Below are 26,897 nucleotides of genomic sequence, written 5' to 3'. Positions count from 1 at the left end.
TCAGCCTAGCGACAGGACGGGCACCCCCAACAGGTGGACCGACTCCGGCGTGGCGGTCTCACCCGCGCCGATGGCCACGACCCCGGCCACGACGGCCCGTCCGGCCACCGCGGACAGCATGGCGGCGGAGTCCGACGGCTTCCGCCCGACGTCCACGACGACCCACACCTGGTCCGGGGCGAGACCGTCGACGGTCGCCGCGTCGTCCCACGCCGCGACGGCGAGGAGCGCAGCCCCGTCGCGCACGCCCTCGGCCCGGGCGAGGATGCCGCTCCGTCGGTCCGCGGCGTCCGTGGGGCGGAGCGCGTACCGCGTCGCGAAGATGCCCGCGGCCGCGTCGACGTCGTTGGGGCGGCCGACGAGCAGCACGAGGTCGCCGTCGGCGGACCGCACCGACGGTGCGGACGCTGCGGGGGCGGGAGCAGCGGCCACGCGCGTGGCCGGACGGTCGTCGAGGGTGCGGTCCGCGCCTCCCGGCAGCAACACGTCCTGGAGGCGTGACACGGCATCGGCAGGCCGGCCCGGCTCGGCGACCGGTCCGGTCGGGCGCGGGGCGCTCCCCGTGATCCCGTCCGCCACGAAGCCGTCCAGCACCGACGCGAACGCGTCGGCCCGCGTGATCGCGGTGCCGTCGCCGCCGGCGATGCGCGCCTCGGCCTCCTCGGCGTCGGCGAGGAGCGCCGCGATGCCGACGCGCTTGACGACGCCGTCGGCGATGGCCACCCGCGCGGTCGGGACCTCGTCGGGTGCGGGGACCTCCACGGTCGCCTCGACGTGCGCCTTGCGGAACAGACCGCCGATGCCCGGCGTGGTGACGCGCTCGGCCGCGACGATGCGGGCACCCGCGCCGAACTCGGCCCGGACGGCGTCGCGGACCTCGTCGAGCGTGGCGCCGTTACGCTGCAATCGGGTCGGCGGCACGGACCACTCCCACGGTCTCGATGGTGGAGCCCGCGGCGGTGGCCTCCTGGTAGGAGAGCACCGGCAGGCCGTTCGACTGCGCGGACACCATGCGGTGCACGGCCGGGCGGAGCTGCGGGGCACAGACCAGGACGGCGGAGATCCCCTGGTCCTCGACGGCACGGACGGCGTCGCGGAGGGAGCCGAGGACCTGCTCGATGCGGTGCGCGTCGAGCACGATCTGGGTGCCCTGCTCGGACGGTCGGAGGCCCTCGAGCATCGACTGTTCGAGGAGCGGGTCGATCATGATGACCCGGAGCGTGCCGGCGTCGAGGTACCGGGCGGGCAGCGCGGGGCCGAGCGAGGCACGGGCGGCCTCGACGAGTCCCTCGGGGTCGGTCGACACCTTCGCGCGGAGCGTGAGCGCCTCGCAGATCCGACCGAGGTCGTTGATCGGGACGCGCTCGGCGAGGAGTCCCTGCAGCACGCGCTGCAGCTCGGCGAGGGACAGCATGCCGGGGACGAGCTCCTCGACCGCGGCGGGGTTGACCTGCTTGACGCCCTCGGTGAGGACCTTGACGTCCTCGCGGGTGAGGAGCCGCGCCGCGTTGTCGCCGATGATCGCCTGCAGGTGCGTGACGAGCACGGAGACGCGGTCGATGACGGTGGCGCCGGTCATCTCGGCGGCGTGGCGGAGCTCGGCGGGGACCCACTTGCCGGCGAGGCCGAACACCGGCTCGACGGTCGTCTCCCCTGGCAGCCCCTCGAGGTGGTCGCCGAGCGCGAGGACGCTCCGCGACGGGGCGGTGCCGCGGCCGGCCTCGACGCCGGCGATCCGGATGGCGTAGGTCGACGGCGGCAGCTCGATGCTGTCCCGTGTGCGGACCGGCGGCACGACGATGCCCATGTCGACCGCGATCTTGCGGCGGAGCGCACGCACGCGGCCGAGCAGGTCGTCGGAGGAGCCGGACACCATGTCGACGAGGTCCGGTGCGAGGAGGATCTCGAGCGCGTGGACGCGCATCTGCTCGATGAGGTCCTCGGGGGTGTCCGCCGTCGGCGCGGCGGCGGCCAGCGCCTCCTGCTCGGCACTCGCGGCGGCGGCACGGTTGGCGTTCTGACCGATGCGCCAGCCGGTGAACAGCAGCGTCGCGCCGACGAGCAGGAACGGCAGGATCGGCATGCCCGGGATGAAGCCCATCGCGATCGCGGCGACCCCGGCGATCACCAGCGCGTTCTTGGACTGCCCGAGCTGGTTCGCGGCCGACGAGCCCATCTCGGACTCGGCGCCCGACCGGGTCACGATCATGCCCGTGGACACCGCCATCAGGAGGGCCGGGATCTGGGTGACGAGGCCGTCGCCGATCGTCAGGATGCCGTACTTCGACAGCGCGTCGGTGACGCTCAGCCCGTTCTGCAGCATGCCGATCGCGATGCCGCCGACCAGGTTGATCACGATGATCAGGATGCCGGCGATCGCGTCGCCCTTGACGAACTTCGACGCGCCGTCCATCGCGCCGTAGAAGTCGGCCTCGGCGGACACGGACGCGCGGCGTTCCTTCGCCTGCTCGTCGGTGATGAGTCCGGCGTTCAGGTCGGCGTCGATGGCCATCTGCTTGCCGGGCATCGCGTCGAGGGTGAAGCGGGCCCCGACCTCGGCGACGCGCTCGGCGCCCTTCGTCACGACGACGAACTGGATGACGATGAGGATGAGGAAGATGACCGCGCCGATGATGATCGAGCCGGAGACCGCGACGTGCCCGAACGCCTGGATGACGTCGCCGGCGAAGCCCTCGCCGAGCACGAGGCGCGTCGACGCGACGTTGAGCCCGAGCCGGAACAGGGTCGCGACGAGGAGCAGTGACGGGAACACCGAGAAGTCGAGCGGCTTCTTCACGAACAGCGTCGTGAGGAGGATCACGAGCGCCAGCAGGATGTTGCAGATGATCAGGAAGTCGAGCAGGAACGACGGCACCGGCAGGATCAGCAGCAGGATGATGCCGACGATGAAGACCGGGACGGCGAGCTTCGGCAGGTCCTTGCGGTTCATGCGGGCACCCCTTCAGGAGACGTGGTCGGGCGGAGCTTGCGGGGTCGGAGGTCACCCGTGAGCGAAGCGGGGTCGATGACCGCGGCGACCTCGTCGGGCGTGGTCGGCCGGGGTGCGGCGTGCGTGCCGGCCGCGGCGCCCCGGGCCTTGAGCGCCATCACGAACGACAGCACCCGGGCCACGGGCGTGTAGAGGTCGACGGGGACCTCCTGCCCGAGCTCGCACGCGGCGTGCAGTGCACGGGTCAGGGGCACGTCGCGGACGATCGGCACGCGCTCCTGCTCGGCGCGGTCGCGGATCATGCTCGCGACCGGCCCGGCACCCTTCGCGACGACCCGCGGCGCGGACTTGCCCGGCTCGTACTTGAGGGCGACGGCGTAGTGCGTCGGGTTGGTCATCACGACGTCGGCCGTGCCGATGGCCTGCACCATGCGGTTCCGGCTCATCGCGAGCTGGCGGGACCGGCGCTGGGACTTCACGAGCGGGTCGCCCTCGCTGTGCTTGTTCTCGTCCTTGACCTCGCGCTTGGTCATCATGGTGCGCTTCCGGTTCCGACGGATCACGACGAACACGTCGAGGGCGGCGAGCACGAGTCCGGCGGCGATCGCGGCACGCATCAGGGTGCCGGTGCCCGCGGCGGCGGCGTCGAGCACGGCCGAGAGCGGCAACGACCCGCTCGTCATCAGGACGGGGACGAGCGCCTGCACCGCGAACCAGAGGACGAGGCCGACCACCACGGTCTTGAGGAGCGCCTTGACGCCGTTCCAGAGCGCCTGGGTGCCGAAGACGCGCTTCAGGCCGGCGACGGGATCGAAGTGGTCGGGCTGCGGCGCCATCTTCCGGAAGTGCACCCCGCCCTGCGCCACCGCCGCGGCGACGACCGCGACCAGGACGACACCGAGCATCGGGCCGAGCGTGGCGCCGATCGAGCCGAGGGCGCCGTGGAAGACCTCGTTCATCGTGCCGATCGTGGGGTCGGCGATGACGCGCTGCACGGCCCGGAGCTGGTCGGACCCGGCTGCGGCGGCGTTGCCCACGGCGGCGGGCATCATCACGGCCGCGGCGGCGATGCCGATCCACGCGCCGAGGTCCTGCGAGCGTCCGATCTGGCCCTTCTGGTGGACCTCGCGCATCCGCTTCTGAGTGGCCTGTTCGGACCGTTCTCCGCTGTCGGACACCGGGTCACCCCCGTCCCGTGATCGCGGCCACCGCGTCGCCGGTCAGGGACGACACGACGGACGGCAGGGCCATGAAGAGCGCGCCGGCGAAGACGACGGTCAGGCCGATCTTGATCGGGAAGCCCATCTGGAAGGCGTTGAGGGCCGGTGCGACGCGGGTGAGCAGGCCCAGGCCGACGTCGGCGAGGAACAGCACGACGACGAGGGGGCCGGCGATCTGCAGCGTCGCGAGGAACATCTGCGACAGGGCGGTGACGAGGAGCGACGCCATCCCGCCGAGCTCGAACGTGCCGGTGAGCGGCACGGCGTCGAACGACCGGACGAGTCCGCCGACGATGAGCTGGTAGCCGCCCGAGGCGAACAGCAGCGCGAGCGACGCCATCTGGAACAGCCGGGTGAACTGCGCACCGTTCACCTGCGACTGCGGGTCGAACGCCTGCGCCAGGGTGAAGCCGCCGAACAGGTCGATGAGGGCACCCGCGGACTGCACGGCCGCGAAGACCAGGAACACGAGGAACCCGAGGGCGAGCCCGACGACGAGCTGCGTGACGAGGGCGAGCAGGAACGGCCCGGTGTCGAGCGAGTGGTACCCCTCGGCGACCTTCGGGGCGACGCCGATCGCCAGGCCGATGCCGAGGATCACCTTCACGGTGCCGGGGAACGCACGGTACGAGAACGGCGGCGCGATGACGAAGAACGCGACGAGCCGGACACCGGCGAGCATCGTCGCCTCGAGGCGGTCGCCGTTGATCGCGAGCTCCATCAGCCGGCCCCGAGCAGCTTCGGGATCATGTCGAAGGCGACGTGGGTGAACGCGACCATCTCCGAGATCATCCAGTTGCCGCAGACGACCAGGGCGATCGCGACGGCGACGGCCTTCGGGACGAACGAGAGCGTGACCTCCTGGATCTGCGTGACCGACTGGAAGAGCGAGATCGCGAAGCCCACGACGAGCGACGTCACGAGGACGGGGGCTGCGAGCTTCGCCGAGACGAGGAGCGCCTGCAGCACGAGGTCGATGACGGCCTGCTGGTTCATGCGTGCCCCCCTGACGCGACGGCGCTAGACAACGTGGTAGCTCTCGATGAGCGACTTGATGATGAGGCCCCACCCGTCGACGAGGACGAACAGCAGGATCTTGAACGGCAGCGAGATCATCACCGGCGGGAGCATCATCATGCCCATCGACATGAGCGCGGCGGAGACGACGAGGTCGATGACGAGGAACGGGATGAAGATGACGAACCCGATGATGAACGCGCTCCGCAGCTCGGAGATCACGAACGCCGGGATCACCGTCGTCATCGGCACGTCGGCCATCGTCCTCGGGTTGCCCTGTCCGGCGGCGCGGGTGATGAGGGCGACGTCCTCCTCGCGCGTCTGGTGCAGCATGAAGGTCCGCAGGGGTTTCGTGCCGACCTCGACCGCCTTCGCGAAGTCGATGTGGCCGGCGAGGTAGGGCTGCAGGGCGTCGTCGTTGATGTGCCCGAGCACCGGTGCCATCACGAACAGCGACAGGAACAGCGCGAGACCGGCGATGACCTGGTTCGGCGGGATGGACTGCAGCCCGAGCGCGTTCCGGGTCATCGCGAGCACCACGAAGATCTTCGTGAACGACGTCATCATGAGCAGCAGCGCCGGCGCGACGCTGAGGAGCGTGATGCCGATGAGGGTCACGACCGCCGACGACGGCGTGCCGTCCGGGCCGTTCACGCTGACGCTGAAGTCACCGTTCGCGGGCGGCGTCGGCGATGCCGGCGCGGTCGGCGGGACGACGCCCGCCGCGTGGGCGCCGGTCGTGGTGAGCATGAGGAAGCCGGCGACGACCGTCACCCCCAGCAGGACGAGGGCGAGGACGCGTCCGGTGCGCGCCGCGGTCACCCGGCCCGCCGGTTCCGGAGCGCCGCAGCGGCCTGCCGCCAGGTCTCGGCCGACAGGATCGAGCCCTGCAGCTGCGCCGAGGTCGGCACGACGGTCCGCTGCGCGCGGCGGTTCCGCGGGCGCATGGGCAGCGGCTCCGCCGCGTCGGCCGGGAGGCGCGGCTCGGCTGCCGTCTGCTGTGCCAGTTCCTGACGGAACTGCTCGGCCGACGGTGTCGGACGCACCGGCAGCTGGACGGGGCCCGTCACGATGGTCAGTTCCGGCGCGGGCGCCTGCCCGCTGGTGAGCAGCGCGACGCCGTGCTCGGAGACGCCGAGCACGAGCCGCTCCCCCTCGACGTCGACCACGACGACGCTCGCCTTGCCGCCGATGCCCTGCCGGGCGACGACCTCGACCGAGGCCGAACGACGACCCCGGGCCTTGCCCGCGCCGAACTGGCCCTTCGCCATGCGTCGGTGCAGCACCCACATGAGGGCGAGCACGACGCCGAGCGAGAGCGCGACGCGGAGGGCGATGACGAGGGTGTCCACGGCCGGGCTCAGAGGGATTCGGCGACGTCGAGGATCTTCGTGATGCGCACCGCGTAGTCCTGGTCGACGACGACGACCTCGCCGTGCGCGATGAGCCGACCGTTGAGCAGCACGTCGGCGGGGGCACCGGCGCTGCGGTCCAGCTCGACGACCGCTCCTGGCTCCATGCCGAGGACGTCGCGGACGGACATCCGGGTGCGCCCGATCTCGACCGTCAGGGTCATCTCGACGTTGTTGATGCGGCCGAGGTTGCCGGTCGGGATCGTCGTCGCCGCCGCGCTGGGCGCCGACACGGTGCCGTTCTCGCGGACGCGCAGGGCGAACCAGCCGCCGGGGACGCCGCCGGCCGTGAGCTCGAACACCACCGTGTCCGGGTCGGCCAGGAGCGCCGTCGCCGACTCGCGGCGGGCGTCACCGAAGACCCCGACGCCGAGCACGCCCGCGGCGGCCTCGAGCGACGGACGGAGGACGTCGGTCACGTCGACGATCCCGTGCTCGGTACCGCCCGCGGCCGCGACGGCCTCGAGGTCGGTGAGCACGAGCACCAGGTCGGCCGACAGGCCGCCGACGAACGACGCGACCACGGCGTCACCGGCCGCTTCGAGGGCGACGGGAGCCGCGCCTCCAGGCTGGAGCACCGCACTCAACGGAGCCGCAGTCGGGAGCTGTGCGACGAGCGACTCGGCCGCCTGCGTGTGGAGGGTGGTGGTGACGGTCATGCGCTGGGCTCCGATGTGGTGGTGACGACGATGCCGGCGAGGCGCGAGCCGTTCGCGCCGACCGCGGCCGTGCCGACGGGCTCGCCGTCGACCGTGATGGTGAGGGGACGGTGCTGCGGGTGCGGCAGCGGCAGGACGTCGCCGACGGCGAGCCGGAGCACCTGCGAGGGCAGGACCGGCGCCGACGCGAAGCGGAGGCTGACGCCGACCGGCACCCCGGCGAGCTGCGCGTCGAGCAGGGCACGGGCGTCGGCGGGCGACACGTGGGTGGCGGCCTCGCCGAGCTGCGGCAGCACGGCGTCGGCGGGCAGCGCGAGCGTCCCCGGCGAGACCCGGTCGCCGACGCGGATCGTGAACGAGGCGACGATCATCAGGTCGCCCTTCTGGGCCGCCTGGGCGAACTGCGAGTTGAACTGGAACCCGCCGGCCGTGACGTCGTGCGCGAGCAGGCCGCCGAACGAGTAGCGGAGGTCGTCGAGGGCGTCCTCGACGATGCGCCGGACGAGCGCCTGCTCGATGGGCGTGAACGTGCGGTCGGGCGTCGGCAGCGGCTTCGAGGCGCCGAGCGCGTGCGACACCCAGGTCAGCGCGGCGTCGAGCGGGACCTGCAGCACGCCCTTCGGGATCACGTCCGCGATCGGCAGCAGCACCATGCCGGTGAGCGCGGGCAGTGACGCGGCGTACTCGTCGTACGTCGTCATCTGCACCTGCTCGCAGGTGACCTGGCTCACCGCGCGGACCTTCGCGGTCAGCTGGGTGCCCCACTGGCGCGCGAAGGTCTCGAAAGCGAGCTCGAGGACCCGGGCGTGCTCGCGGGCGAGCGTCGACGGGCGCGCGAAGTCGTACACCTCGGGCGCTGGCAGGGTCTCGGTCACGGGTGCGTCTATCGGTCCGCCCTGCGGCACCCGTCAGTGCTGTGCCCCCTTCTGGGGCGGTGGGCCGGACGGCGGCGGGCTGGCGGCCGGCCCGCGGTGTCAGCCCTGGTTCGCTCCGTCCTGCGCCTTCGCCAGCGCCGGCATGAGCGCGCTGACGTCCTGGTCCTGGTTCGACAGGACCACGATGTCGACGCGGCGGTTCAGGGTGAGGTCGGCGTCGGTGCCGCCCTTCGCGAGGGGACGACTCGACCCGAAGCCGACGCTCTGGATGTGTTCCGCCGGCATCCCGCCCCGCTCGACGAGGTCGCGCAGGACCCCCGTCGCCCGTGCGGAGCTGAGCTCCCAGTTCGTCGCGTACGGGGCGGTCGAGTTCCGCTGGTCGGCGTGGCCCTCCACGCTGACGTCGTGGCTGCTCGTCCTGAGCACCGGCGCGATCGCGTCCATGATCCGCTTCGCCTGGTCGGACAGGTCCGCGCTGTTCGTCGTGAAGTAGGTCTCGCTGCCGACCAGCCGCACCGTGAGGCCGCGGGCGTCGACCGTGAACTGCACGTTCGAGGTCTGTCCGGCCTTCGCCAGGTTGCCCTTGATGGCCGCTTCGATGGCCTGCAGGTCGTCGAGCTCCTTCTGGGCGGCGGCGACGTCCGCCTTCGTCGCGGTCGTCGGCACGACGGTGGACGCCGGGTCGACGTTCGTGTCCTTCGCGCCGGACGACGCCGTCGAGTGATCCGCCTGCGACTTGTCCTCGGAGTAGCCGGAGCCGTCCTTCACCTGGTCCTTCGTGACCACGGTGCCCGAGGCGGTGTCGATCTTCTGCGACTTGACCTCGCCGAAGCCCGTCGCGAGCGAGTTCTTCAGCTGGATGTACTTCTGCTGGTCGACCGTCGACATCGCGAAGAGCACGAGGAACATGCACATCAGCACGGTGATCATGTCCATGTAGGACGCCATCCACCGCTCGTCGGGGTGCTCGGCGTCGTCGTGGCCCTTCTTCGCGCGACCGCGACCGCGGCCCCGGGGGTTGGCGCTCATCGTCAGGCCGCCAGCTGCTGGTCGTCGACGCCGGCGTCGCCCTTGCCGGCCTTGGTCTTGCCGGCCTTCGCGTCACCGCGGGCGGACGGCGGCACCATCGCGGTGAGGCGCTCACCGAGGAGGCGCGGCTGGCTGCCGGCCTGCACGGCGAGGAGCCCCTCCATCAGGAGCGTCTGGCGGTCGGCCTCGAGCTGCGCGAGCTTCCGGAGCTTGCCACCGATCGGCAACCACATGAAGTTCGCGGTGAGGAGACCCCAGAGCGTCGCGACGAAGGCGCTGGCGATGAGCGGCCCGAGCTCGTCCGGCTTGCCGAGGTTCGCGAGCACGTGGGTCAGCGACACCACGGTGCCGATGATGCCGACGGTCGGGGCGAACCCGCCGAGGCCCATGAAGAACGCGCTCGCGCTCCGCACCGGTGCCGCGTTCGACTCGATCTCGTCCTCGAGCAGGATCCGCAGCTCGTCACCGTCGGTGCCGTCCGCGATGTTCTGCAGCGCCTTCTTCATGAACGGGTCGTCGTGCTTGTCGGCCTCCTGCTCGAGGGCGAGCAGCCCGTTCGCACGGGCCGTCTCGGCGAGCCCGACCACGTCGTCGATGACCGCCTGCGGCGGGGTGACCTTGCCGGTGAACGCCTTCGGCACGGCCTTGAAGCTGGCGATCGCGTCCCTCAGCGTGGTGCTCGCGATGCCGCAGCCGATGGTGGCGCCGAAGACGAGCAGCATCGGCGCGGGGAGGAACAGTCCGGCGAGCTCGACGTGCTCCATCTCCACCATGCCGAAGAGGGCGCCGAAGGCCAACAGGATCCCGATGATCGTCGCGATGTCCATCTCAGCGACCCCCGTCCTGCGTGCGGAGCGGTGCGACCGCGGCGAGCGTCGGCTGCGGTCCGGTGGCGTTCCGCGTGTTCGGCAGGTCGGTGCCGTACGCCATGGTGACGATCCGGGCGCGGTACGCGGCGATCCGGTCGATGACCTCGGCCATGGACTCGCGCACGATGTACTTCGCGCCGTCGACCATGATGAGGGTCGTGTCCGGCGTCTCCTGGATGCGCTCCACGAGGTCCGGGTTGACAGCGAATCCGCTGCCGTTGAGTCGTGTGACGACGATCATGGCCCGTCCTGGTTCTCGATCGTCCCGCCGCCGTCCGTGGGGCGGGATGCGGCCCGTCCGTGGGCCTGCACGGAGGACTATCGGCGGCCGGGCGGGTGCCGTTAGCGGCCGCACGTCGTGCCGCGCCCGGAATCCGTCGCGTCGGGGTGCATCCGATCGGGGTCCCCGGCCGGTAGTGGGGGTACGACGTCGACGACGACGTCGTGGGAGAAGGAGACCAACCATGCGCAAGACCCTCGCCACCGGCCTCAGTGCCGGCGTCCTGCTTGCTGCGGCTGCGGCCGTGATGCCCGCGACCGCTGCGACCGCCGCCACCGGCGACGCGACGCTCTCCGTCCTGCACGCCGTGCCCGCCGTCACCGTCGACGTGTACCTCGACGGCAAGCGCGCCCTCGACGACTTCAAGCCCGGCTCGCTCGCCGGCCCGATGATGGTTCCGGCCGGTGCCCACCAGCTCGCGATCACGGCGTCCGACGCCGCGGACGCGTCGAAGCCGATCATCGGACCGGTCGACGTGACGCTCGACGGCGGGGCGAACTACACCGCCGTTGCCCACGACAAGACGGACGGCTCCCCGACCGCCACGCTGTTCACGAACGACACCTCGGCGGTCCCCGCCGGTCAGGGCCGCCTGATCGTCCGGCACGTCGCCGCCGCACCGGCCGTCGACGTCCTCGCCGGGGGCAAGGCCGTAGTCACGAACCTCGCGAACCCGGACGAGCAGGCGCTCGAGCTGCCGGCGGGCACCGTCTCGGCCTCGGTCGCGGCGACCGGCACCACCGACCCGGTGATCGGCCCGGCGGACGTCGCGGTGACGGCCGGCACCGACACCGTCGTCTACGCGTGGGGCAGCCTCGACGACGGCAACCTCGCCCTCGCCACGCAGACGATCGAGGGCCTGGGTGGCACCCCGAACGGCGTGCCGGCGGGCAACGCCGGACTCGTCGCGACGAACACCGCGCCGCTCGCGGGTGGTGCAGCCGGGATCGCCGCGGCCGCGATCGCCGCAGCGGTGGCCGTCGGCGCCGTCGTGCTCCGTCGCCGCCACCTGACGGCGTCCGCCGAGCGTGCGGACTCGGGGCGCTGAACACGCCCCGGACGGTGCGGTCCGCCGCGACGACGCTCGTCGTCGCCGCGGCGGCCGTCGCCGTGCTGACCGGGTGCTCGCCGGCCGGGACCCCCACCCCCGGCGGGCACCCCTCGCTCACCCCGACGGCGACACCGACCCCGGCACCGTCGGCGTTCTCCACCGCGGTGCCCCGGGCCGCGGCGACGCTCCCGCCCGTCCGGCAGCGCCCCGCCCCGACACGGATCGACGTGGACTGGGCCGGGGTCACCGCCCCCGTCCGGCCCGAGGGTGTCGACGACGCGGGCGCGATGGCGTTGCCGCCGGACCCGGCCGTCGCCGGCTGGTACCGGCTCGGCGCTGCTCCGTCCTCCCCCGAGGGCACCGTCGTGATCGCGGCGCACGTCGACGCGGTCGGCTACGGCACCGGACCGTTCGCCCACCTGCAGGACGTACCCGACGGCACGACAGTGACCCTCACCGATGCTGCGGGCGCCGCGACGCGGTGGCGGATCACCTCGGTCAGCATGCTCGAGAAGCAGGGGCTGCCCTGGGCCTCGGTCTTCCGCGACCACGGGCCGCGTCAGCTGGTGCTCGTGACCTGCGGCGGCGCGTTCGACACGACCACCCGCCACTACGAGAGCAACCTCGTGATCACCGCCGACCCGGCGTGAGGAGACCGGGACCATGGGCGACACGCCGGACCGAGCCGTACCATCAGCGTGTGGTCGACGAGGACCACAGCAGCGACAGGACGACGTGACGACCACCCTCCCGGACGACGGCGAACTCTCCGACGCGTTCAGCGCCGGGAGCGAGCACGCGCTCCGCGCGGTGTACGACAGGTGGTCATCGCTCGTGTACTCGCTCGCACTGCGGGCGCTGGCCGACCCGAGCGCCGCCGAGGACGTCACCCAGCAGGTGTTCGTGAAGGCCTGGCAGCGGAGCGCCAGCTACGACCCGTCCCGGGCCCCGCTCGGCGCGTGGCTGGTCGGCATCACCCGGAACTGCATCGCCGATGCCCTGACCGAGCGCCGCCGACACGCCAGCGCGGCCGACCCGGACGTCGTCGAGGAGACGACGGCGGCGCCGGAACCGACGTTCGACATCGCCGAGCGGGCGCTCGTCGCCGGGGAGCTCGACCGGCTCGGCGAGGTCCCGCGACGCGTCATGCGACTGGCGTTCTACGACGACCTCAGCCATCGTGAGATCGCCGAACGTCTCGACCTGCCACTCGGCACCGTCAAGAGTCACATCCACCGAAGTCTGGCTCGGCTCCGAACACGCTTGGAGGTGATCGAATGAAGCACGTCGACGACGAGACGCTGGCGATGCTCGCGGTCTCCGACGAGGTGGCGGACAACGCCGTCGCCGAGCACCTGGCGTCCTGCCAGCTCTGCCGAGACGAGGTCGCGGCGCTGCAACGCGTCGCGGCGGTGACCCGGTCGTCGGCGGACGTCGGACTGACCGCGCCGCCGGAGCGGGTGTGGGACCGGATCGCGGCGGAGATCGCCGACGCCGAGCGGGCGCCGGCCGACACCGTCGACACGGTCGACACGGTCGACACCTTCGACACCGTCGACACGCAGCGTCCGGCGGCGGGGACGGAGCCGCGCGTAGACACCGCACCCCACCGCCGCAGCCCGCGCAGCCGCCGCCCGCGCAGCCGCCGTCGCGTCCTCGCCGCCGTGCTCGCCGGCGTCGGCGTCCTGGCGGTCCTCGTCGGCATCGGCGTCGTCACCGGCGTGGTGCCCGGACTCCCCCGCGGCGGCTCCGAGACCGTCCTGGCCAGCGCCGAACTCGACGCCCTGCCGTCCTGGAAGGGCTCCAGCGGAACCGCCGAACTCGAACGCGACCGCGACGGCCGGACCACCCTCGTCGTCGACCTGCGCGGTGCCCGCGACGAACCGGACGCCGGAGGGCTCCGCGAGGTCTGGATGATGCGCGCCGACCTCAAGGGCCTGGTGAGCGTCGGTTTCCTCGACGGCGACCGCGGCCGCTTCACGGTGCCCGCGGCGATGGACACCGCGGCCTTCCCGGTCGTCGACGTGTCGGCCGAGGCGGACGACGGCGACCCGACGCACTCCGGTGACTCGATCGTGCGCGGGACCCTGTCACGGTCCTGACCCTCGCGGGCCCCTCGCGTCCCCCGAATTCTCAGATACGACGTATTCAACCTGGAAAACGCGTGAACCGGGCGTTCCGTGCTGCCGCTTTATCTCACCAGCGTGTTAGCGTGACGCCCATGTCCGACACCACCACCGTCGTCAGTCCCGCCGTCACCGCGACGACGGCGCCCCTCCGCGAGGTCGGGGCCCTCATCCGTGGCGCCCGCAAGGGACGCAGCATGACCCAGGCGCAACTCGCCGAACGGGTCGGCACCAGCCAGAGCGCGATCAACCGCATCGAGCAGGGCGGGCAGAACCTGTCGCTCGAGATGCTCACCCGCATCAGCGACGCCCTCGACCAGCAGATCGTCTCGATCGGCGGCGCACCCCAGCGCGCGCACCTCCGCGTGCAGGGCGGCCGGAAGCTCAGCGGCTCCATCGCCGTGAACTCGAGCAAGAACGCCGCCGTGGCACTCCTCTGCGCATCGCTCCTCAACCGCGGCGTCACCCGTCTGCACCGGGTCGCGCGGATCGTCGAGGTCGACCGCATCATCGACGTGCTCCGCAGCCTCGGCGCGACCGTCACCTGGTCGGAGGACGGCGAGACCCTCGAGATCGTCGCCCCCGCCGATCTCCGCCTCGACGCCATCGACGCCGACGCCGCCCGACGCACCCGCAGCGTCCTCATGTTCCTCGGCCCGCTGAGCGGCCGGTACGAGTCCTTCCGTCTGCCCTACGCCGGCGGCTGCGACCTCGGCACGCGCACGGTCGAGCCGCACCTCATCGCCCTGCGCCCGTTCGGCGTCGACGTCGAGGCGACCTCCGGCTGGTACGAGGTCGGCGTGGCGAACACCGCCGTCCCGACGAAGTCCGTCGTCCTCACCGAGCGCGGCGACACCGTGACCGAGAACGCGATCCTCGCCGCGGCCGCCCGCGACGGCGAGACGATCATCCGGAACGCCAGCCCCAACTACATGGTGCAGGACCTCTGCTTCTTCCTCGAGCTGCTCGGGGTGCGCATCGAGGGCATCGGCACGACCACCCTCCGCATCACCGGCAAGAGCCGCATCGACGAGGTCGTGGACTACTGGCCGAGCGAGGACCCGGTCGAGGCGATGAGCCTGCTGACCGCGGGCATCGTCACCGCGTCGACGCTCACGGTCACGCGCGCGCCGATCGAGTTCCTCGAGATCGAGCTCGCGACCCTCGCCGAGATGGGCCTGCGCTTCGACGTGTCGGAGGAGTACCCCGCCGCCAACCGTCGCACCCGCCTGGTCGACATCACGGTGCACCCGTCCGAACTGCACGCCCCGATCGACAAGATCCACGCGATGCCGTTCCCGGGCCTGAACATCGACAACCTGCCGTTCTTCGTCGTCATCGCCGCGATGGCCGAGGGCACCACGCTCGTGCACGACTGGGTCTACGAGGGCCGGGCGATCCACCTGCTCGACCTCACCCGACTCGGCGCGAGCGTCACGCTCCGCGACCCGCACCGGCTCGACGTGACCGGTCCGACGCACTTCTCCGGCGCCGAGGTCAGCTGCCCGCCGGCCCTCCGGCCCGCGGTCGTCATCCTGCTCGCGATGCTCGCGGCGAAGGGCGAGAGCGTCCTGCGCAACGTGGGCATCATCGCCCGCGGCTACGAGCAGCTGCAGGAGCGCCTCAACTCGCTCGGCGCGTCCATCGAGACCTTCCACGACTGAGGCCCGGCTTGTCCGTTCCGCAAAACGCAACCTCGGCGGTTGCTCGCAGTGCTCCAGCGCTGCGCGCAACCGCCGTCGTTGCGTGTTGCGGGGGCGGGTGCGGTTGCGGGTGACCAGCTGACGGCTCGGAGGCGCGTGGCGGCACCGCTCCGCGCCTCCAGGCCGCTGTCACGCCGTCGCGACCCTCCCCGTCAGCCCGGCCCGTCGGCGCAGGTCGAAGGCCGCCTCGACGAGCGCCCGCGTCCTCGGGTGGGTGCCGTCGTCGAAGACCCGCTCGGCGGGCGCGAGGTCCACGATGCGGCCGGCCTCGAACACCGCGATCCGGTCGGCCACCCGGCGAACCACCGCCAGGTCGTGCGAGATGAACACGCACGTCGTGCCGGTGGTGCGCTGCAGGTCGAGCACGAGGTCGAGGATCCGCGCCTGGACCGACACGTCGAGCGCGGACGTCGGCTCGTCGCAGACCACGAGCGGGACCGGTCCTGCGAAGGCCCGCGCGATGGCGACGCGTTGCTTCTGCCCGCCGGAGAGCTGCGCGGGCCGGCGGTCGAGGACGTCGGCGGCCAGCCCGACCCGGGCGGCGAGCTCCTCGGCGGAGCCCGCACCGTGGAGCAGGCGGATCGCGCGGCCGAGCACCTGACGGACCGTGCGCCGCGGGTTGAGGGAGGCGTCCGCGTTCTGGAAGACGACCTGGACCGGCGGGGTCCTCCGGGGGTCGCGGCCGACGCCGTGGCCGGCGCCGCCGGCCACGGCGATCGTGCCGTCGTACCCGACGAGCCCTGCGAGGGCGCGGCCGAACGTCGTCTTCCCGGACCCGGACTCGCCGACGACGCCGAGGACCTCGCCGCGGTGCAGGTCGAGGTCGACACCGTCCAGGGCGGCCTGACCCTCGTACTCCTTGCGCAGCCCACGCACCGTGACGAGGACGTCCGGGGCTCGCTGTGCGGCGGGTTCGTCAGCGGCGGCTTCGTCAGCGGCTGGCCGGGCAGCCGGCTTCCCGGCGGTGATGTCCGGCAGCGCCTCGACGAGCTGCACCGTGTACGGATCGCTCGGAGCGAGGAGCACCCGGGTCGCGGAGCCCTCCTCGACGAGGACACCCCGACGGAGGACACCGACGCGGTCGCAGTGCGCGGCGACGAGCGGCAGGTTGTGGCTGATGAGGAGGGTGGCGAACCCGAGCTCGGTCCGGAGCTCGTCGATGAGCGCCATGATCCCCGCCTCGACCGTGCTGTCGAGTCCCGTGGTCGGTTCGTCGAGGACGAGCAGACGGGGCCGGGCGACGAGCGCCATCGCGATGGCGACGCGCTGCTGCTGCCCGCCGGACAGTTCGTGCGGGTACCGGACGCCGACCGTCTCCGGTGTCGGCAGCCCCACCCGGGTGAACGCCTGCACGGTGGCGGCCTCGGCGTCGGCGCGTCCGGAACCGCGGGCGCGGAGCACCTCGGCGACCTGCCGTCCCACCGTCATCGTCGGGTTGAGCGCGAGACCGGGTTCCTGGTGCACGACCGCGACGACGTCCCGCCGGAAGCGCCGGAGGGCCTCGCGGCGGAGCGCGACGACGTCCGATCCGTCGACCGTGATCGTCGTCGCCGAGACGGTGGCGTCCGGGTCGAGTGACGCCGTCAGCGTCCCGGCGACCGTGCTCTTGCCGGAGCCGGACTCGCCGACGAGGCCGTACGAGCCGCCGGGTTCGATCGTGAACGAGACGCCGTCGACGACGCGCACGCCGCGGTACGCGACGGTGAGCCCCTCGACCCGGACCAGTGGCTCGGTCATCCGGTGACCTCCTTGAGGTTGTCCGCGATGAGGTTCGCGGAGACGACGATCGAGGCGACGGCCACGCCGGGGAACACGACGGTCCACCAGGCGGCCTGCAGGTACGCGCGGTTCGCGTTGATGTCGAGGCCCCAGTCGGCGGCAGGTGGTTGCGATCCGAGTCCGAGGAACGAGAGCGACGCGGTGATGAAGATCGCGGCACCGAGACTCAGGACGGCCTGGATGACGAACACCCCGACCACGTTCGGCAGGAGTTCGGTCAGCATCGCCCGGAACGCGCTCTCCCCCTGCAGCCGGGCCGCCTGCACGTACGACTTCCCCATCTCCACGAGCACCGTCGCACGGACGATGCGGGCGATGCCGGGCGCGAACAACACCCCGACGATGAGGATCAGCGCCGGCGTCGACACCCCGAATGCCCCGACGAGCACGACCAGGAAGATGAGGCTCGGCAGGGCGAGGAGAACGTCGAAGAACCGCATGAGCGCGGTGTCGACCCACCCGCGGTGGTAGCCGGCCAGGAGGCCGAGGGTGCCGCCGAGCACGGTGGCGAGGGCGGCCCCGAACGGACCGATCAGGAGCGCCGGCCGCGATCCGGCCGCCACCCGGGCGAACACGTCGCGTCCGAGCGAGTCGGTGCCGAACCAGTGCGCACCGCTCGGCGGCTGGAGGAGCCCGCCCGTCTTCGCGAACGGCTGCAGGCCGAACGCGTGCCAGCCGACCGCGAGGGCAACCCACCCCAGCAGGATCGCGACCGAGACGAGGAAGGTCGGGCGTCGGAGGAGCGCGCGCCGACCGCGACGAGCGGCGCGGACGGTGCGCGCCCCGACGGCGTCCGGGGCGGGGCGGGTGTCGGTGTCCAGGGCACCGGGGACGACGGCGGTCATGCGGTGGCCCGCCGTTCGAAGCGGATGCGGGGGTCGACCACGACGAACAGCAGGTCGGTGAGCAGGAGCGCGCCGAGCGACATCGCGCCGGCGAGCATCACGCCGCTCTCCAACAGCAGGGCGTCCTTCCGCTCGGCCGCGGTGACGAGGAGCGCACCGAGCCCCGGGTAGGAGAACAGCGTCTCGACGATGACGCTGCCGCCGAGCAGGGTGCCGAGGTAGATGCCGAGCACTGAGAACGTCGGGATGAGGGCGTTCCGGATCACGTGCCGTCGGACGATCTGCCCGTTCGTCAGGCCCTTCAGCACGGCGGTCCGGTGGAACTGCGACCGGATCGTCTCGATCGTGCCGGCGCGCACCATCCGGGTGAGGACGGCGAGGTACGCCAGCGCGAGGACCACCGCCGGCAGCGTCAGGACGCGGAGCCGCTCCCCGAAGCCGGCGTCGAGCGCGCCCGACGCCTGCACCGGCACGATCCGCAGCCAGACGGCGAAGACCAGGAGCAGCACGATGCCGACGACGAACTCCGGGACCGCCGAGACGGTGAGGAGCCCCACCGTGATCGCTCGGTCGGAGCGCCGGCCCTGCCGGTAGGCCTGCAGCGCCCCGAGTGCGATCGCGACCGGCACCATGATCACGAACGCGTAGGCGCCGAGCAGGAGCGAGTTCCCGAGCCGTCCGAGCACGAGGTCGCGGACCGGTTCGGAGAAGACGAAGCTCGTGCCCCAGTCCCCCGTCACGAAGCCGCCGATCCAGTGCAGGTACCGGGTGACGAGCGACCCGTCGACGCCGTGGTCGACGTTCCAGGCGCGCACCTGCGCCGCCGTCGCGTACTGGCCGAGGGCGTTCCGACCCGGGTCACCGGGGACGACCTGGACGAGCCAGAACGTGGTGATCGAGACCACGACCAGGACGAGCGGGATCTGGACGACCCGCTGCCCGGCGAGGGCCAGCAGACGACGGCGCGCGGTGCTCATGACGCGGTGACCCCGATGCCCCGGAAGTCGAAGCCGCCCGGGAAGTCCTGGCCGGACCGGAACGTGCCCGTGACCCGCTGCTGCAGGACGATCTTGCTCGACGCGAAGGCGGGCACGATCACCGGCAGGTCCGTCCACTCGATCGTCGCGATCCGGTCCGCGAGGTCCTGTCGCTCCGACTGCGACGTGGTCGACTCGTACTGGTCGGCGAGGTCCTCGAGTTCCGGGCTCGAGTACTTCGACGCGTTCCACACGGCGCCGTCGCGGTAGATCAGGTCGATGTACTGCGCCGGCAGCCGCTGCGCCCAGTTGGTGATCGTCACCGGGGCGTTGAGCCACGGGGTGTCGGCGCCGTCGGCGTAGTACTGGGCGCTCGTGAGCACCTTCAGCGTCACCGTGAAGCCGCCGACCGCCTCGAGCTGCTGCTGCACGACCTGCGCGAGCGTCTTCTCGGAGTCGAGCGTGGTGATCGTGAAGGAGACCTTCTTCCCGCCGAGCAAGTCCTTCACCTTCGCCACGTCCTGCTCGCGCTGCTCGAGGCCCTTCGGCTGGATCGCCGAGCCGGGGAAGAACGTCGTGTCGTTGCCGACCGCGGCGTCGCCGCCGTAGACCGTCGCGACGATCTCCTTCCGGTCGAGTGCCAGGGCGAACGCCTCCCGCACCTTCGCGTCGTCGAAGGGCGCCTTCGTGACGTCGAGGAAGATGCCGTCGAACTTGTTGTAGTAGGGCTCGGTCTCCTTGTGGTCGGAGCCCTTCAAGGTGGAGGTGACCGTGGGGCTCGACGCGATCTGGTCGATCTCACCGCTCTGGAACGCCAGGAGCTGCGCCTGGTCGTCGGCGAAGAACTTCACGTCGACCTGCGACAGGTCGACGTCCTTCGCGTCCCAGTACTTCGGGTTCTTCCGGAAGGTCACGCCCTGACCGGCGGAGTACTTCGTGAGGACGAACTGGCCGGCGCCGACGGGCTGCTTCGCCCAGTTGGTGGCGGCTGAGAACCCGGCGGGTTGGATCGTCGTGTTCGATCCCGTGAGCAGGTACGGGAAGTCGGCGTACGGCTTCGCGAGACTGAAGGTGACGGACGAGTCCCCGTCGGCGGCGACCGCCTGCAGGATCCCGTCGAAGCTCGACCTGCCGGGCGACTGACTGTCCTCAGCGATGATCGAGTCGAACGTCGCGACGACGTCCTTGCTCGTCAGCGGGGAGCCGTCGGAGAACTCGAGGCCGTCGCGGAGCGTCACGGTCCAGCTGCGGCCGTCGGACGAGGCCTTCCACGAGTCGGCGAGCCGGCCCTCGAGCTTGCCCTTCGCGTCTTGGCTGAGGAGTCCCTCGGATGCGAGCCCGACGAGGAACATCGCGTTGTAGTCGGAGGTGGTAAGCGGGTTGATGGTGCTGTCGGGCTCCTGCAGCCCGAGCGTGTAGACGCCGGCGTCGGAGGAACCCTTCGCGGGGGACGCGGTCCCGCCGGAAGAGCAGGCGGCGAGTGTGAGGGCGAGGGCGGCTGCGGTGGCGGCGAGGGCGAGACGCTTGAGGCGACGCCGTCGCGACGTGAGGTCGACGGTCACGGTGGACTCCTGTGGGTGAGGGAGGCGGGTGGGCTTCGGTCAGCGGTGCGCGCGGTCGGGCACGCGAGCGTGGCCGAACCGTTCGCGCAGGGTGAGGTCGTCGTACGTCGTCGCGGTCCGGCCACGGCGCTGCAGTTCCGGGACCACGTGGTCGACGAAGCGGTCGATGCCGCCGGGCAGGTACGGGAACTGCACGATGAAGCCGTCCGCACCGCCGTCGTCGCTGAGTTCCTCGAGCCGGTCTGCGATCTGCGGACCGGTGCCGGTCAGCAGCTGCCGCCGGTAGGACCACGAGTAGACGTCCCGCGGTGTGGCGGGGCCGTCCGCGATGAGGCGCTCGACCGCGGGCTTCGGCGATCGCGTCTCGTTCGACGTGTCGAACTCCTCGGCGTAGTCGAACGGCACGTCGACGTCGCGCCCGGAGAGGTCCTGCCCGATCTGGTGGGAAACGTCCTCGAGGATCAGGGCGTCCGGCGTGCGGGCCAGGATCGCGTCTGCTTCGGCACGGGCGTCGGCAGCGGTCTCCCCCACGACCGGCATCACCGACGGCATGATCTTCACCGCGTCGGCGGCCCGGCCGTGCCGGACCGCTCGGGCGCGGAGGTCGTCGACGAACCGGCGCACCTCGCTCGCGGATCCCCCGCGGGTGAAGACCGCGTCGGCGGTGTCCGCGGCGAGTTCGAGTCCGGACTCCGAGCCGCCGGCCTGGAACAACAGCGGGTGGCCCTGGGGCGGACGGGCGATGTTGAGCGGCCCGCGCACCCGGAAGAACTCGCCCTCGTGGTCGAGACGGTGCAGGCCGGCACGGTCGGCGAAGACCCCCGAGGCCGCGTCGGCACGGATGGCATCGTCGTCCCAGCTGTCGAGCAGACCGTTCACCACGTCGACGAACTCACGCCCGCGTTCGTACCGACGCGCGTGGTCGATGTGGCTGTCGCCGCCGAAGTTGCGCGCCTCCTCGTCGTACCGGCTCGTGACGAGGTTCCACGCCGCACGCCCCCGGCTGAGGTGGTCGAGCGAGGCGATCGTGCGGGCCACGTGGTACGGCTCGTTGTAGGTCGTCGAGACGGTGGCGGCCAGGCCGATCCGTGACGTCACCTGGGACAGCGCGGCGAGGAGCGTGAACGGCTCCGGCCGCAGTGCGCCGTAGTGGTCGACACCGGACGGGTAGCGGTCCCAGAAGTACAGGCCGTCGGCGAGGAACAGGGTGTCGAAGAACCCGCGCTCGGCGGCCTGCGCGATGTGCCGGTGGTGCCCGATGGTGACGTGCTCCGCGGGACGGGACGACGGGTGCCGCCAGCCCGTGACGTGCGCGCCGCCGGGGTGGAAGGCGAAGGCGCCGAGCAGGATGCGGTCGCTCATGCGGACACCTCCGTCGCCACGGTGTCGGCGAGCCGGCTCGTCGGTCGGTCGAGCCCGAGATGCTCGCGCAGCGTCGTCCCGCGGTACTCGCGGTCGTACACGCCGCGTCGCTCGAGCTCGGGCACGACCTGGTCGACGAACCGGTCGACGCTCACCGGGATCGACGAGAACGCCAGCATGAAGCCGTCGGCGGCGTCCTGCTCGTACCGCTCGGTCAGGTGGTCGGCGATCTGCTCGGGCGTGCCCGGCAGGAAGCGACGGCGCAGGATCGTCCGGTAGACCTCGCGCAACGTCGTGGCCTCGGCGGCGATGCGGCGGATCGACTCGTGGACGGACTTCGATTGGTTGATCGCCGTCTCGTCGAAGACGTGCTCGAACGGGGCGTCGAGCGGCCGGTCGGACAGGTCGGTCTGCAAGTAGTGGGACAGCAGGTCGAGCGAGACGCGGTCCGGTGTCAGCTCCTCGATCTCGTCGAGCTGCCGCAGCGCGTCGGCCTCGGTGTCGCCGATCACCGGCGAGACCGCGGGCAGGACGAGGATCGACGACGGGTCACGACCGTGCTCCACGGCGCGGCGCTTGTAGTCGGCGTAGAGCGTCTGCGCCTCGGCGAGGCCGTCCTGCCAGAGCGTGAACACCCCCTCGGCCTTCGCCCCGGCGAGGGCGCGTCCGGCCTCGGATGCGCCGGCTTGGAACAGCACGGGGTGGGCCTGCGGCGGCCGGGCGATGTTGAGCGGCCCGCGCACCCGAAAGAACTCGCCTCGGTGGTCGAGGACGTGCAGTCCCTCACGCTTGGCGAAGTACCCGGACTGCTGGTCGTACAGGAAGGCGTCGTCGTCCCAGCTGTCCCAGAGGCCCTGCACGACGTCGACGAACTCGGCGCCACGGCGGTACCGGACGGCGTGGTCGAGGTTGGCGTCGCGACCGAAGTTCCAGGCCTCCTCGTCGGAGGCGCTCGTGACGAGGTTCCACGCGGCTCGGCCCTCGCTGAGGTGGTCGATCGAGGCGAGCTTGCGGGCGACGTGGTATGGCTCGTTGTAGGTCGTCGAAACCGTCGCGGCGAGCCCGATGTGCTCGGTCCGCTGCGACAGTGCGCCGAGCAACGTGAAGGGTTCGGTACGGATGTTCACGACGTGGTCGATGCCGGACTCGAACCGGTCCCACACGTACAGCTCGTCGGCGATGAAGAGCGTGGCGAACCCACCGCGCTCGAGCGTCTGCGCGAACCGGGCGTAGTACTCCACGTCGAGGTACGCGTCCGGTTCGCTGCCGGGGAGCCGCCAGCTCGTCACGTGCTCGCCGCCGGGGTAGAAGACCATGCCCCCGAGGACGAGGCCACCGTCGCGGGTCATGCGGACACCGCCGACAGCCCGGACACCGCGGACACTGCGGACACTGCGGACACCACGGTCGCCCCGATCAGCGGTGCCACGTCCTCGGCGAACAGCGCCAACGCGTCGCGCCGTCGCCCGTAGTCCGGGTAGCCGTGCTCGACCTGCACGTTGAGCTGCGTCGCGAACCGGGTCGACGGTGCCGCCGCGATCGACGCGGCGATGTCCTCGGCGGTGCCGTAGTGCAACTGCAGCGAGGCGGCCTTCTCGGCGAGCGTCGTCGCGGGCGGCAGGAAGGACTGCCCCCAGGCGTACTTCGCCTCGATGCCGTCGCGTGCTTCACGCAGTGCGGTGTCCCGGTCCCGCCCCGGGTAGATCGCGGTCGACAGTGCGACCCGTGGCGCCGCACCGTCCGGCAGCGCGTCGAAGTACGCGGCCGCGGTGACCTCGGCCGGAACGGTCTGCGTGGTGCCGATGAGCACACCGTGCCCGCGGGCCGCGGCGATCGCCGCGCTCTCCGCGGTGAGCGTGGCGTCCCAGATGCGGTCGAGCAGTGCACTGCCGTCCGGGTTGAGCCGTGCGGCACCGGTGCCGAGTGTCTCGCCGCGGAGCGCCCCGAGCAGTCGTGCGAGCTGCTCGTCGAACGCCGAGCGACGCGTGTCGTGGTCGGCCCGGGCGAGTGCCGGCGCGAAGACGTCGAGCGTCTCCGGACTCCCGCCGTTGGCCACGCCGAGCTCGACCCGGCCGTCGCTCAACGCGTCGAGCACGGCGGCGTCCTCGGCGACGCGCACCGGGTCCTCGTGCGGCAGGGTCACCGCGCCGACGCCGAGCCGGAGCGTGGTCGTCCGCTCGGCCAGGGCCGCGAAGAAGACGAACGGTGACGGCAGCCCGCCGTGGGCCGGGGCCTCGTCGTGCCGGAGGTGGAACTGCCGGACCCAGGCACCGTCGTAGCCGAGGCCCTCCGCGGCGGCGAACAGCTCGAGCTCGTCGCGGTAGGCGCGGCTGGCCGGCGGGGCCTCGGTCCCGTGTGAGAACACCGCGATCCGCAGCGGCTCGGTTGCCGCGCGGGCGATCCGGTCGACGTGTGTCATGAACACTCCCTCGTCAGTGCAGCGATGCAAACACGCTCCACCGACGATGACGAGTGCTCGTGTAACGCGACGAAGCAGTTCGTCACGGGACGTCAAGAACGGCGCGATCGGCGGACGAGGAGCAGGATCACCGGCGTGTCACACCCCGTCGAGTCCCCCACCCTCCGCCGCCGCCACCCGCCACTCCCCGACCACCTGACCTGGGAGCCCAGCACGCGCTGGGTGCGCGCCGTCGCCGGCGAGGTCACCGTCGTCGACACGCGGGCGCCGATCCTCGTCTGGGAGGCCGGCCACAAGGTCCCCGAGTACGGGATCCCCGTCGACGACGTCCGGACCGACCTGCTCCGGATCGCCGACGACGCTCCCCCGCCCGGCCGCTCCTGGCGCCCGGTACGCCCCGCCCGGCACTGGTACCACCTGGTGCTGCCGGACCGCGTGGTCCCGCACGTCGCGTGGGCGTGGGACGACGACGGTCTCGACGGGCACCTCGGCGTCACCTGGACACCGGGGGTGCTCGACGCCTGGTACGAGGAGGACGAACGCGTCATCACGCACCCCCGCGACCCGCACAACCGCGTGGACGCGTTGCCGAGCAGCCGCCACGTCGTCGTCCGCGACGGCGACCGGGTCCTCGCCGACACGACGGCACCGGTCGCGGTGTACGAGACCGGGCTGCCGACACGCTGGTACGTCCCGCGCGCCGACGTCCGGTTCGACGCGCTCGTCGCGACCGACACCGTCAGCGAGTGCCCGTACAAGGGGCACGCGACCGACTACTGGGGCGTTCGCCGGTCGGACGGGTCGGTCGAGGACGTCGCGTGGTCCTACCCCGCGCCGGTCCCGGCGGTGGCCGCGGTCCGCGACCTGGTCGCGTTCTGGGGCGAACGCGTCACCGTCGAGGTCGACGGTGCGCCCGAGCTCCCGCTGACGGATCGGCGGATCTGACCCGGCGCGCCGCCCCGCGGCCCGGAGCGACCAGGGGACGGCCGGGAGGCGCGGTGCCGGCCCGCCCCGCGCCTCCAGGCCGCCGTCGGGAGCGTCTCCGGCCCCTTTCCGGTCCGCAGGACGCGACCGGGTGGGCGCGCACAGCGCACGGCGCGTTGACTGGAGTGTCGGTCGAACGAGGAGTGCGTGTGCTGGGACCTGAACTGGTGGTCGTACTCGGCCTCGCCATCGCGGTGACGGCGGGGATCGCCGACCGCATCCGGGTCGCGCCGCCGGTGCTGCTCCTGGTGTTCGGGGCCGGACTGGCGCTCGTGCCGCAGTTCACGCACGTGCAGCTGCCCGCCGACGCCGTCCTGCTGCTGTTCCTGCCGGCGCTGCTCTACTGGGAGAGCCTGACGACGTCGCTGCGGGAGATCCGCAAGAACCTGCGCGGCATCGTCCTGATGGGGACGCTGCTCGTCGTGGTGACCGCCGGTGCGGTAGCGGTGCTGCTCCACCTGCTCGGACTGCCGTGGGGTCCGGCCTGGGTGCTCGGTGCCGCGGTGGCGCCGACCGACGCGACCGCCGTCGGCGTGCTCACCAAGATGCTCCCGCGGCGGAACGTCACCGTGTTGCGTGCCGAGAGCCTGGTCAACGACGGCACCACGCTCGTCGTCTACGGCATCGCCGTCGCGGTGACCGTCGGCACGCAGGAACTCACCTTCTGGGGCGTGTCCGGCATGCTCGTGCTGTCCTACCTCGGCGGGGTCGCGGCCGGGCTCGCGGCGGCGTGGCTCGGCACGCTCGTCCTCCGTCGGGTCGACACCGTGGTGCTCGAGAACATGGTGACCCTGCTCGTGCCGTTCGCCGCGTTCCTCGCCGCCGAGGCCATCGGCGCCTCCGGGGTGCTCGCGGTCGTCGCCGCCGGGATCGTGGTGAGCCAGGTCGCGCCGAAGCTCGACCGTGCCGAGACCCGGCAGCAGGTCCGCGCGTTCTGGTCCTTCCTGACGTTCCTGCTGAACGGGTCCCTGTTCGTGCTCGTCGGCATCGAGGCGATGGTCGCGGCGCGTGCCCTCGACACGTCCGAACTCGTGCGCGCCACCGGGATCATCGCCGCGGTGGCCGTCGCGCTCGTGCTCGTGCGGTTCGCGTTCCTGAACGCCGCCGGGGGCACGATCTGGGTCGTCACCCGGCGGACCGGTGGTGCCCCGCGGGAGGGCCACCGCGACCGGCTCGTGAGCGGATTCGCCGGGTTCCGCGGAGCGGTGTCGCTCGCGATGGCGGTCGCCGTGCCGCGCACGCTGGAGTCCGGCGCGGCGTTCCCAGACCGCGACCTGATCGTCTTCGTCACCGCCGGCGTCGTCGTGGTGACGATCGTCGGCCAGGCGCTCGTGCTGCCGGCCGTGCTGCGGTACGCCGCGCTGCCCGAGGACGAGTCCGTCGGAGAAGAACGGCGGTACGCCGAACGGACCGCGATCCAGGAGGCGCTCGACGCCCTCCCCCGGCTGGCGCGGTCGACCGGCGCCGACCGGGCCACCGTCGAGCGGGTGCGGAAGGACTACGAGGCGCACCTCGACGTCATCCAGGCCCGCGAGGAGGACGACGACGACCATCCGGCCCTGCAGCGGCACGACAACGCGGTCGCCCTCGAACTCGCGCTCGTCCAGCACAAGGCCGCCACGCTGCTGCGGCTGCGGGACGCCGACGAGATCGACGACCTGGTGCTGCGGCAGGTGCGCGCGGGGTACGACGCCGAAGAGGCGCGGTTGGACGGGTCGACGCCGGTCTGAGCCGTGCCGTGCGCGTGACCGCTCCGTCGGCCGCGGGCGTGGCGCCGT

26 protein-coding genes are annotated in these 26,897 nt (G+C 72.1%); 7 read left to right on the top strand and 19 right to left on the bottom strand.

Annotated elements, in window-relative coordinates; all coding sequences use genetic code 11:
* The 12 genes from BIU96_RS04715 to BIU96_RS04660 all read right to left on the bottom strand — a co-directional run bounded on the left by BIU96_RS04715 (nucleotide 1) and on the right by BIU96_RS04660 (nucleotide 10,272).
* Nucleotides 1–921: a hypothetical protein gene (locus BIU96_RS04715; protein ID WP_071291457.1), complete on the bottom strand. Its 921-nt coding sequence runs from the start codon at nucleotides 919–921 to the stop codon at nucleotides 1–3.
* Nucleotides 896–2,950 carry a flagellar biosynthesis protein FlhA gene (locus BIU96_RS04710; RefSeq protein WP_071291456.1) on the bottom strand — a complete coding sequence of 685 codons (2,055 nt, stop codon included), beginning with the start codon at nucleotides 2,948–2,950 and terminating at the stop codon, nucleotides 896–898. Before BIU96_RS04710 ends, BIU96_RS04715 begins: the two co-directional genes overlap by 26 nt.
* On the bottom strand, nucleotides 2,947–4,128 hold the full coding sequence (locus BIU96_RS04705; RefSeq protein WP_071291455.1) for a flagellar biosynthesis protein FlhB: 1,182 nt from the start codon (nucleotides 4,126–4,128) through the stop codon (nucleotides 2,947–2,949). Before BIU96_RS04705 ends, BIU96_RS04710 begins: the two co-directional genes overlap by 4 nt.
* 4 nt (nucleotides 4,129–4,132) lie before the next feature.
* Complete coding sequence (locus BIU96_RS04700; RefSeq protein WP_071291454.1) at nucleotides 4,133–4,891, bottom strand: flagellar biosynthetic protein FliR; 759 nt, start codon at nucleotides 4,889–4,891, stop codon at nucleotides 4,133–4,135.
* On the bottom strand, nucleotides 4,891–5,166 hold the full coding sequence (gene fliQ, locus BIU96_RS04695) for a flagellar biosynthesis protein FliQ (protein WP_071291453.1): 276 nt from the start codon (nucleotides 5,164–5,166) through the stop codon (nucleotides 4,891–4,893). The genes BIU96_RS04700 and fliQ overlap by 1 nt, the downstream gene beginning before the upstream one ends.
* Nucleotides 5,167–5,190: 24 nt before the next feature.
* Nucleotides 5,191–5,937, bottom strand: coding sequence for a flagellar type III secretion system pore protein FliP (gene fliP / locus BIU96_RS04690; RefSeq protein WP_254785971.1), 747 nt, complete (start codon nucleotides 5,935–5,937; stop codon nucleotides 5,191–5,193).
* Nucleotides 5,938–6,005: 68 nt separating this feature from the next.
* The gene (locus tag BIU96_RS04685) at nucleotides 6,006–6,539 is read right to left on the bottom strand and encodes a flagellar biosynthetic protein FliO (protein ID WP_071291451.1); all 534 of its coding nucleotides are present in this window, start codon (nucleotides 6,537–6,539) and stop codon (nucleotides 6,006–6,008) included.
* Nucleotides 6,540–6,547: 8 nt separating this feature from the next.
* Entirely contained in the window at nucleotides 6,548–7,258 is a 711-nt protein-coding gene (fliN, locus tag BIU96_RS04680) for a flagellar motor switch protein FliN (RefSeq protein WP_071291450.1), read from the bottom strand.
* Complete coding sequence (locus BIU96_RS04675; protein WP_083402663.1) at nucleotides 7,255–8,133, bottom strand: flagellar motor switch protein FliM; 879 nt, start codon at nucleotides 8,131–8,133, stop codon at nucleotides 7,255–7,257. The genes fliN and BIU96_RS04675 overlap by 4 nt, the downstream gene beginning before the upstream one ends.
* A 99-nt stretch (nucleotides 8,134–8,232) precedes the next feature.
* Nucleotides 8,233–9,162: a flagellar motor protein MotB gene (locus BIU96_RS04670; protein ID WP_071291449.1), complete on the bottom strand. Its 930-nt coding sequence runs from the start codon at nucleotides 9,160–9,162 to the stop codon at nucleotides 8,233–8,235.
* A gap of 2 nt (nucleotides 9,163–9,164) precedes the next feature.
* A complete protein-coding gene (locus BIU96_RS04665) occupies nucleotides 9,165–9,989 on the bottom strand; it encodes a motility protein A (RefSeq protein WP_071291448.1) in 825 nt (274 codons plus the stop codon).
* 1 nt (nucleotide 9,990) lies between these two features.
* Nucleotides 9,991–10,272: a flagellar FlbD family protein gene (locus BIU96_RS04660; RefSeq protein ID WP_071291447.1), complete on the bottom strand. Its 282-nt coding sequence runs from the start codon at nucleotides 10,270–10,272 to the stop codon at nucleotides 9,991–9,993.
* 223 nt (nucleotides 10,273–10,495) lie between these two features.
* Between BIU96_RS04660 and BIU96_RS04655 the strand changes: the two genes are divergently transcribed.
* The 5 genes from BIU96_RS04655 (at nucleotide 10,496) to BIU96_RS04635 (ending at nucleotide 15,152) form a co-directional block, all read left to right on the top strand.
* Nucleotides 10,496–11,359, top strand: coding sequence for a DUF4397 domain-containing protein (locus BIU96_RS04655; RefSeq protein ID WP_071291446.1), 864 nt, complete (start codon nucleotides 10,496–10,498; stop codon nucleotides 11,357–11,359).
* Between the two features lie 14 nt (nucleotides 11,360–11,373).
* Nucleotides 11,374–12,012: a class F sortase gene (locus tag BIU96_RS19340; protein WP_175477459.1), complete on the top strand. Its 639-nt coding sequence runs from the start codon at nucleotides 11,374–11,376 to the stop codon at nucleotides 12,010–12,012.
* Between the two features lie 85 nt (nucleotides 12,013–12,097).
* Complete coding sequence (locus tag BIU96_RS04645; protein WP_071291445.1) at nucleotides 12,098–12,643, top strand: RNA polymerase sigma factor; 546 nt, start codon at nucleotides 12,098–12,100, stop codon at nucleotides 12,641–12,643.
* Complete coding sequence (locus BIU96_RS04640; RefSeq protein WP_071291444.1) at nucleotides 12,640–13,464, top strand: anti-sigma factor; 825 nt, start codon at nucleotides 12,640–12,642, stop codon at nucleotides 13,462–13,464. The genes BIU96_RS04645 and BIU96_RS04640 overlap by 4 nt, the downstream gene beginning before the upstream one ends.
* 119 nt (nucleotides 13,465–13,583) lie before the next feature.
* Nucleotides 13,584–15,152 carry a UDP-N-acetylglucosamine 1-carboxyvinyltransferase gene (locus BIU96_RS04635; protein WP_175477458.1) on the top strand — a complete coding sequence of 523 codons (1,569 nt, stop codon included), beginning with the start codon at nucleotides 13,584–13,586 and terminating at the stop codon, nucleotides 15,150–15,152.
* 168 nt (nucleotides 15,153–15,320) lie between these two features.
* Here BIU96_RS04635 and BIU96_RS04630 read toward each other — a convergent pair whose 3' ends face one another.
* Genes BIU96_RS04630 through BIU96_RS04600 form a run of 7 tightly spaced genes read right to left on the bottom strand, consistent with a single transcriptional unit; the run spans nucleotide 15,321 to nucleotide 24,135 of the window.
* Nucleotides 15,321–16,928 (bottom strand): ABC transporter ATP-binding protein, encoded by a 1,608-nt coding sequence (locus BIU96_RS04630; protein ID WP_071291443.1) that lies wholly within the window; start codon nucleotides 16,926–16,928, stop codon nucleotides 15,321–15,323.
* The gene (locus tag BIU96_RS04625) at nucleotides 16,925–17,815 is read right to left on the bottom strand and encodes an ABC transporter permease (protein ID WP_071291442.1); all 891 of its coding nucleotides are present in this window, start codon (nucleotides 17,813–17,815) and stop codon (nucleotides 16,925–16,927) included. Before BIU96_RS04625 ends, BIU96_RS04630 begins: the two co-directional genes overlap by 4 nt.
* Nucleotides 17,812–18,792, bottom strand: a complete 981-nt coding sequence (locus BIU96_RS04620; protein WP_071291441.1) for an ABC transporter permease — start codon at nucleotides 18,790–18,792, stop codon at nucleotides 17,812–17,814. The genes BIU96_RS04625 and BIU96_RS04620 overlap by 4 nt, the downstream gene beginning before the upstream one ends.
* The gene (locus BIU96_RS04615; RefSeq protein WP_071291440.1) at nucleotides 18,789–20,354 is read right to left on the bottom strand and encodes an ABC transporter substrate-binding protein; all 1,566 of its coding nucleotides are present in this window, start codon (nucleotides 20,352–20,354) and stop codon (nucleotides 18,789–18,791) included. Before BIU96_RS04615 ends, BIU96_RS04620 begins: the two co-directional genes overlap by 4 nt.
* Before the next feature lie 39 nt (nucleotides 20,355–20,393).
* Complete coding sequence (locus tag BIU96_RS04610; protein WP_071291439.1) at nucleotides 20,394–21,716, bottom strand: NtaA/DmoA family FMN-dependent monooxygenase; 1,323 nt, start codon at nucleotides 21,714–21,716, stop codon at nucleotides 20,394–20,396.
* Nucleotides 21,713–23,065, bottom strand: a complete 1,353-nt coding sequence (locus tag BIU96_RS04605) for an LLM class flavin-dependent oxidoreductase (RefSeq protein WP_071291438.1) — start codon at nucleotides 23,063–23,065, stop codon at nucleotides 21,713–21,715. Before BIU96_RS04605 ends, BIU96_RS04610 begins: the two co-directional genes overlap by 4 nt.
* On the bottom strand, nucleotides 23,062–24,135 hold the full coding sequence (locus BIU96_RS04600; protein WP_139199807.1) for an LLM class flavin-dependent oxidoreductase: 1,074 nt from the start codon (nucleotides 24,133–24,135) through the stop codon (nucleotides 23,062–23,064). Before BIU96_RS04600 ends, BIU96_RS04605 begins: the two co-directional genes overlap by 4 nt.
* Nucleotides 24,136–24,270: 135 nt before the next feature.
* Here BIU96_RS04600 and BIU96_RS04595 point away from each other — a divergent pair, with 135 nt between their 5' ends.
* Together BIU96_RS04595 and BIU96_RS04590 are read left to right on the top strand one after the other, a co-directional pair.
* Nucleotides 24,271–25,080, top strand: a complete 810-nt coding sequence (locus BIU96_RS04595) for a DUF427 domain-containing protein (protein WP_071291436.1) — start codon at nucleotides 24,271–24,273, stop codon at nucleotides 25,078–25,080.
* A 188-nt stretch (nucleotides 25,081–25,268) separates the two neighbouring features.
* Nucleotides 25,269–26,849, top strand: coding sequence for a Na+/H+ antiporter (locus BIU96_RS04590; protein WP_071291545.1), 1,581 nt, complete (start codon nucleotides 25,269–25,271; stop codon nucleotides 26,847–26,849).
* Nucleotides 26,850–26,897 lie beyond the last annotated feature (48 nt).

It is taken from the genome of Curtobacterium sp. MCBA15_008, assembly GCF_001865065.1.
In the GTDB taxonomy this organism is placed as follows: Bacteria; Actinomycetota; Actinomycetes; order Actinomycetales; family Microbacteriaceae; genus Curtobacterium.
Note: the sequence above shows the minus strand (reverse complement) of the source record. Positions and strands in the feature narration are given on the sequence as shown.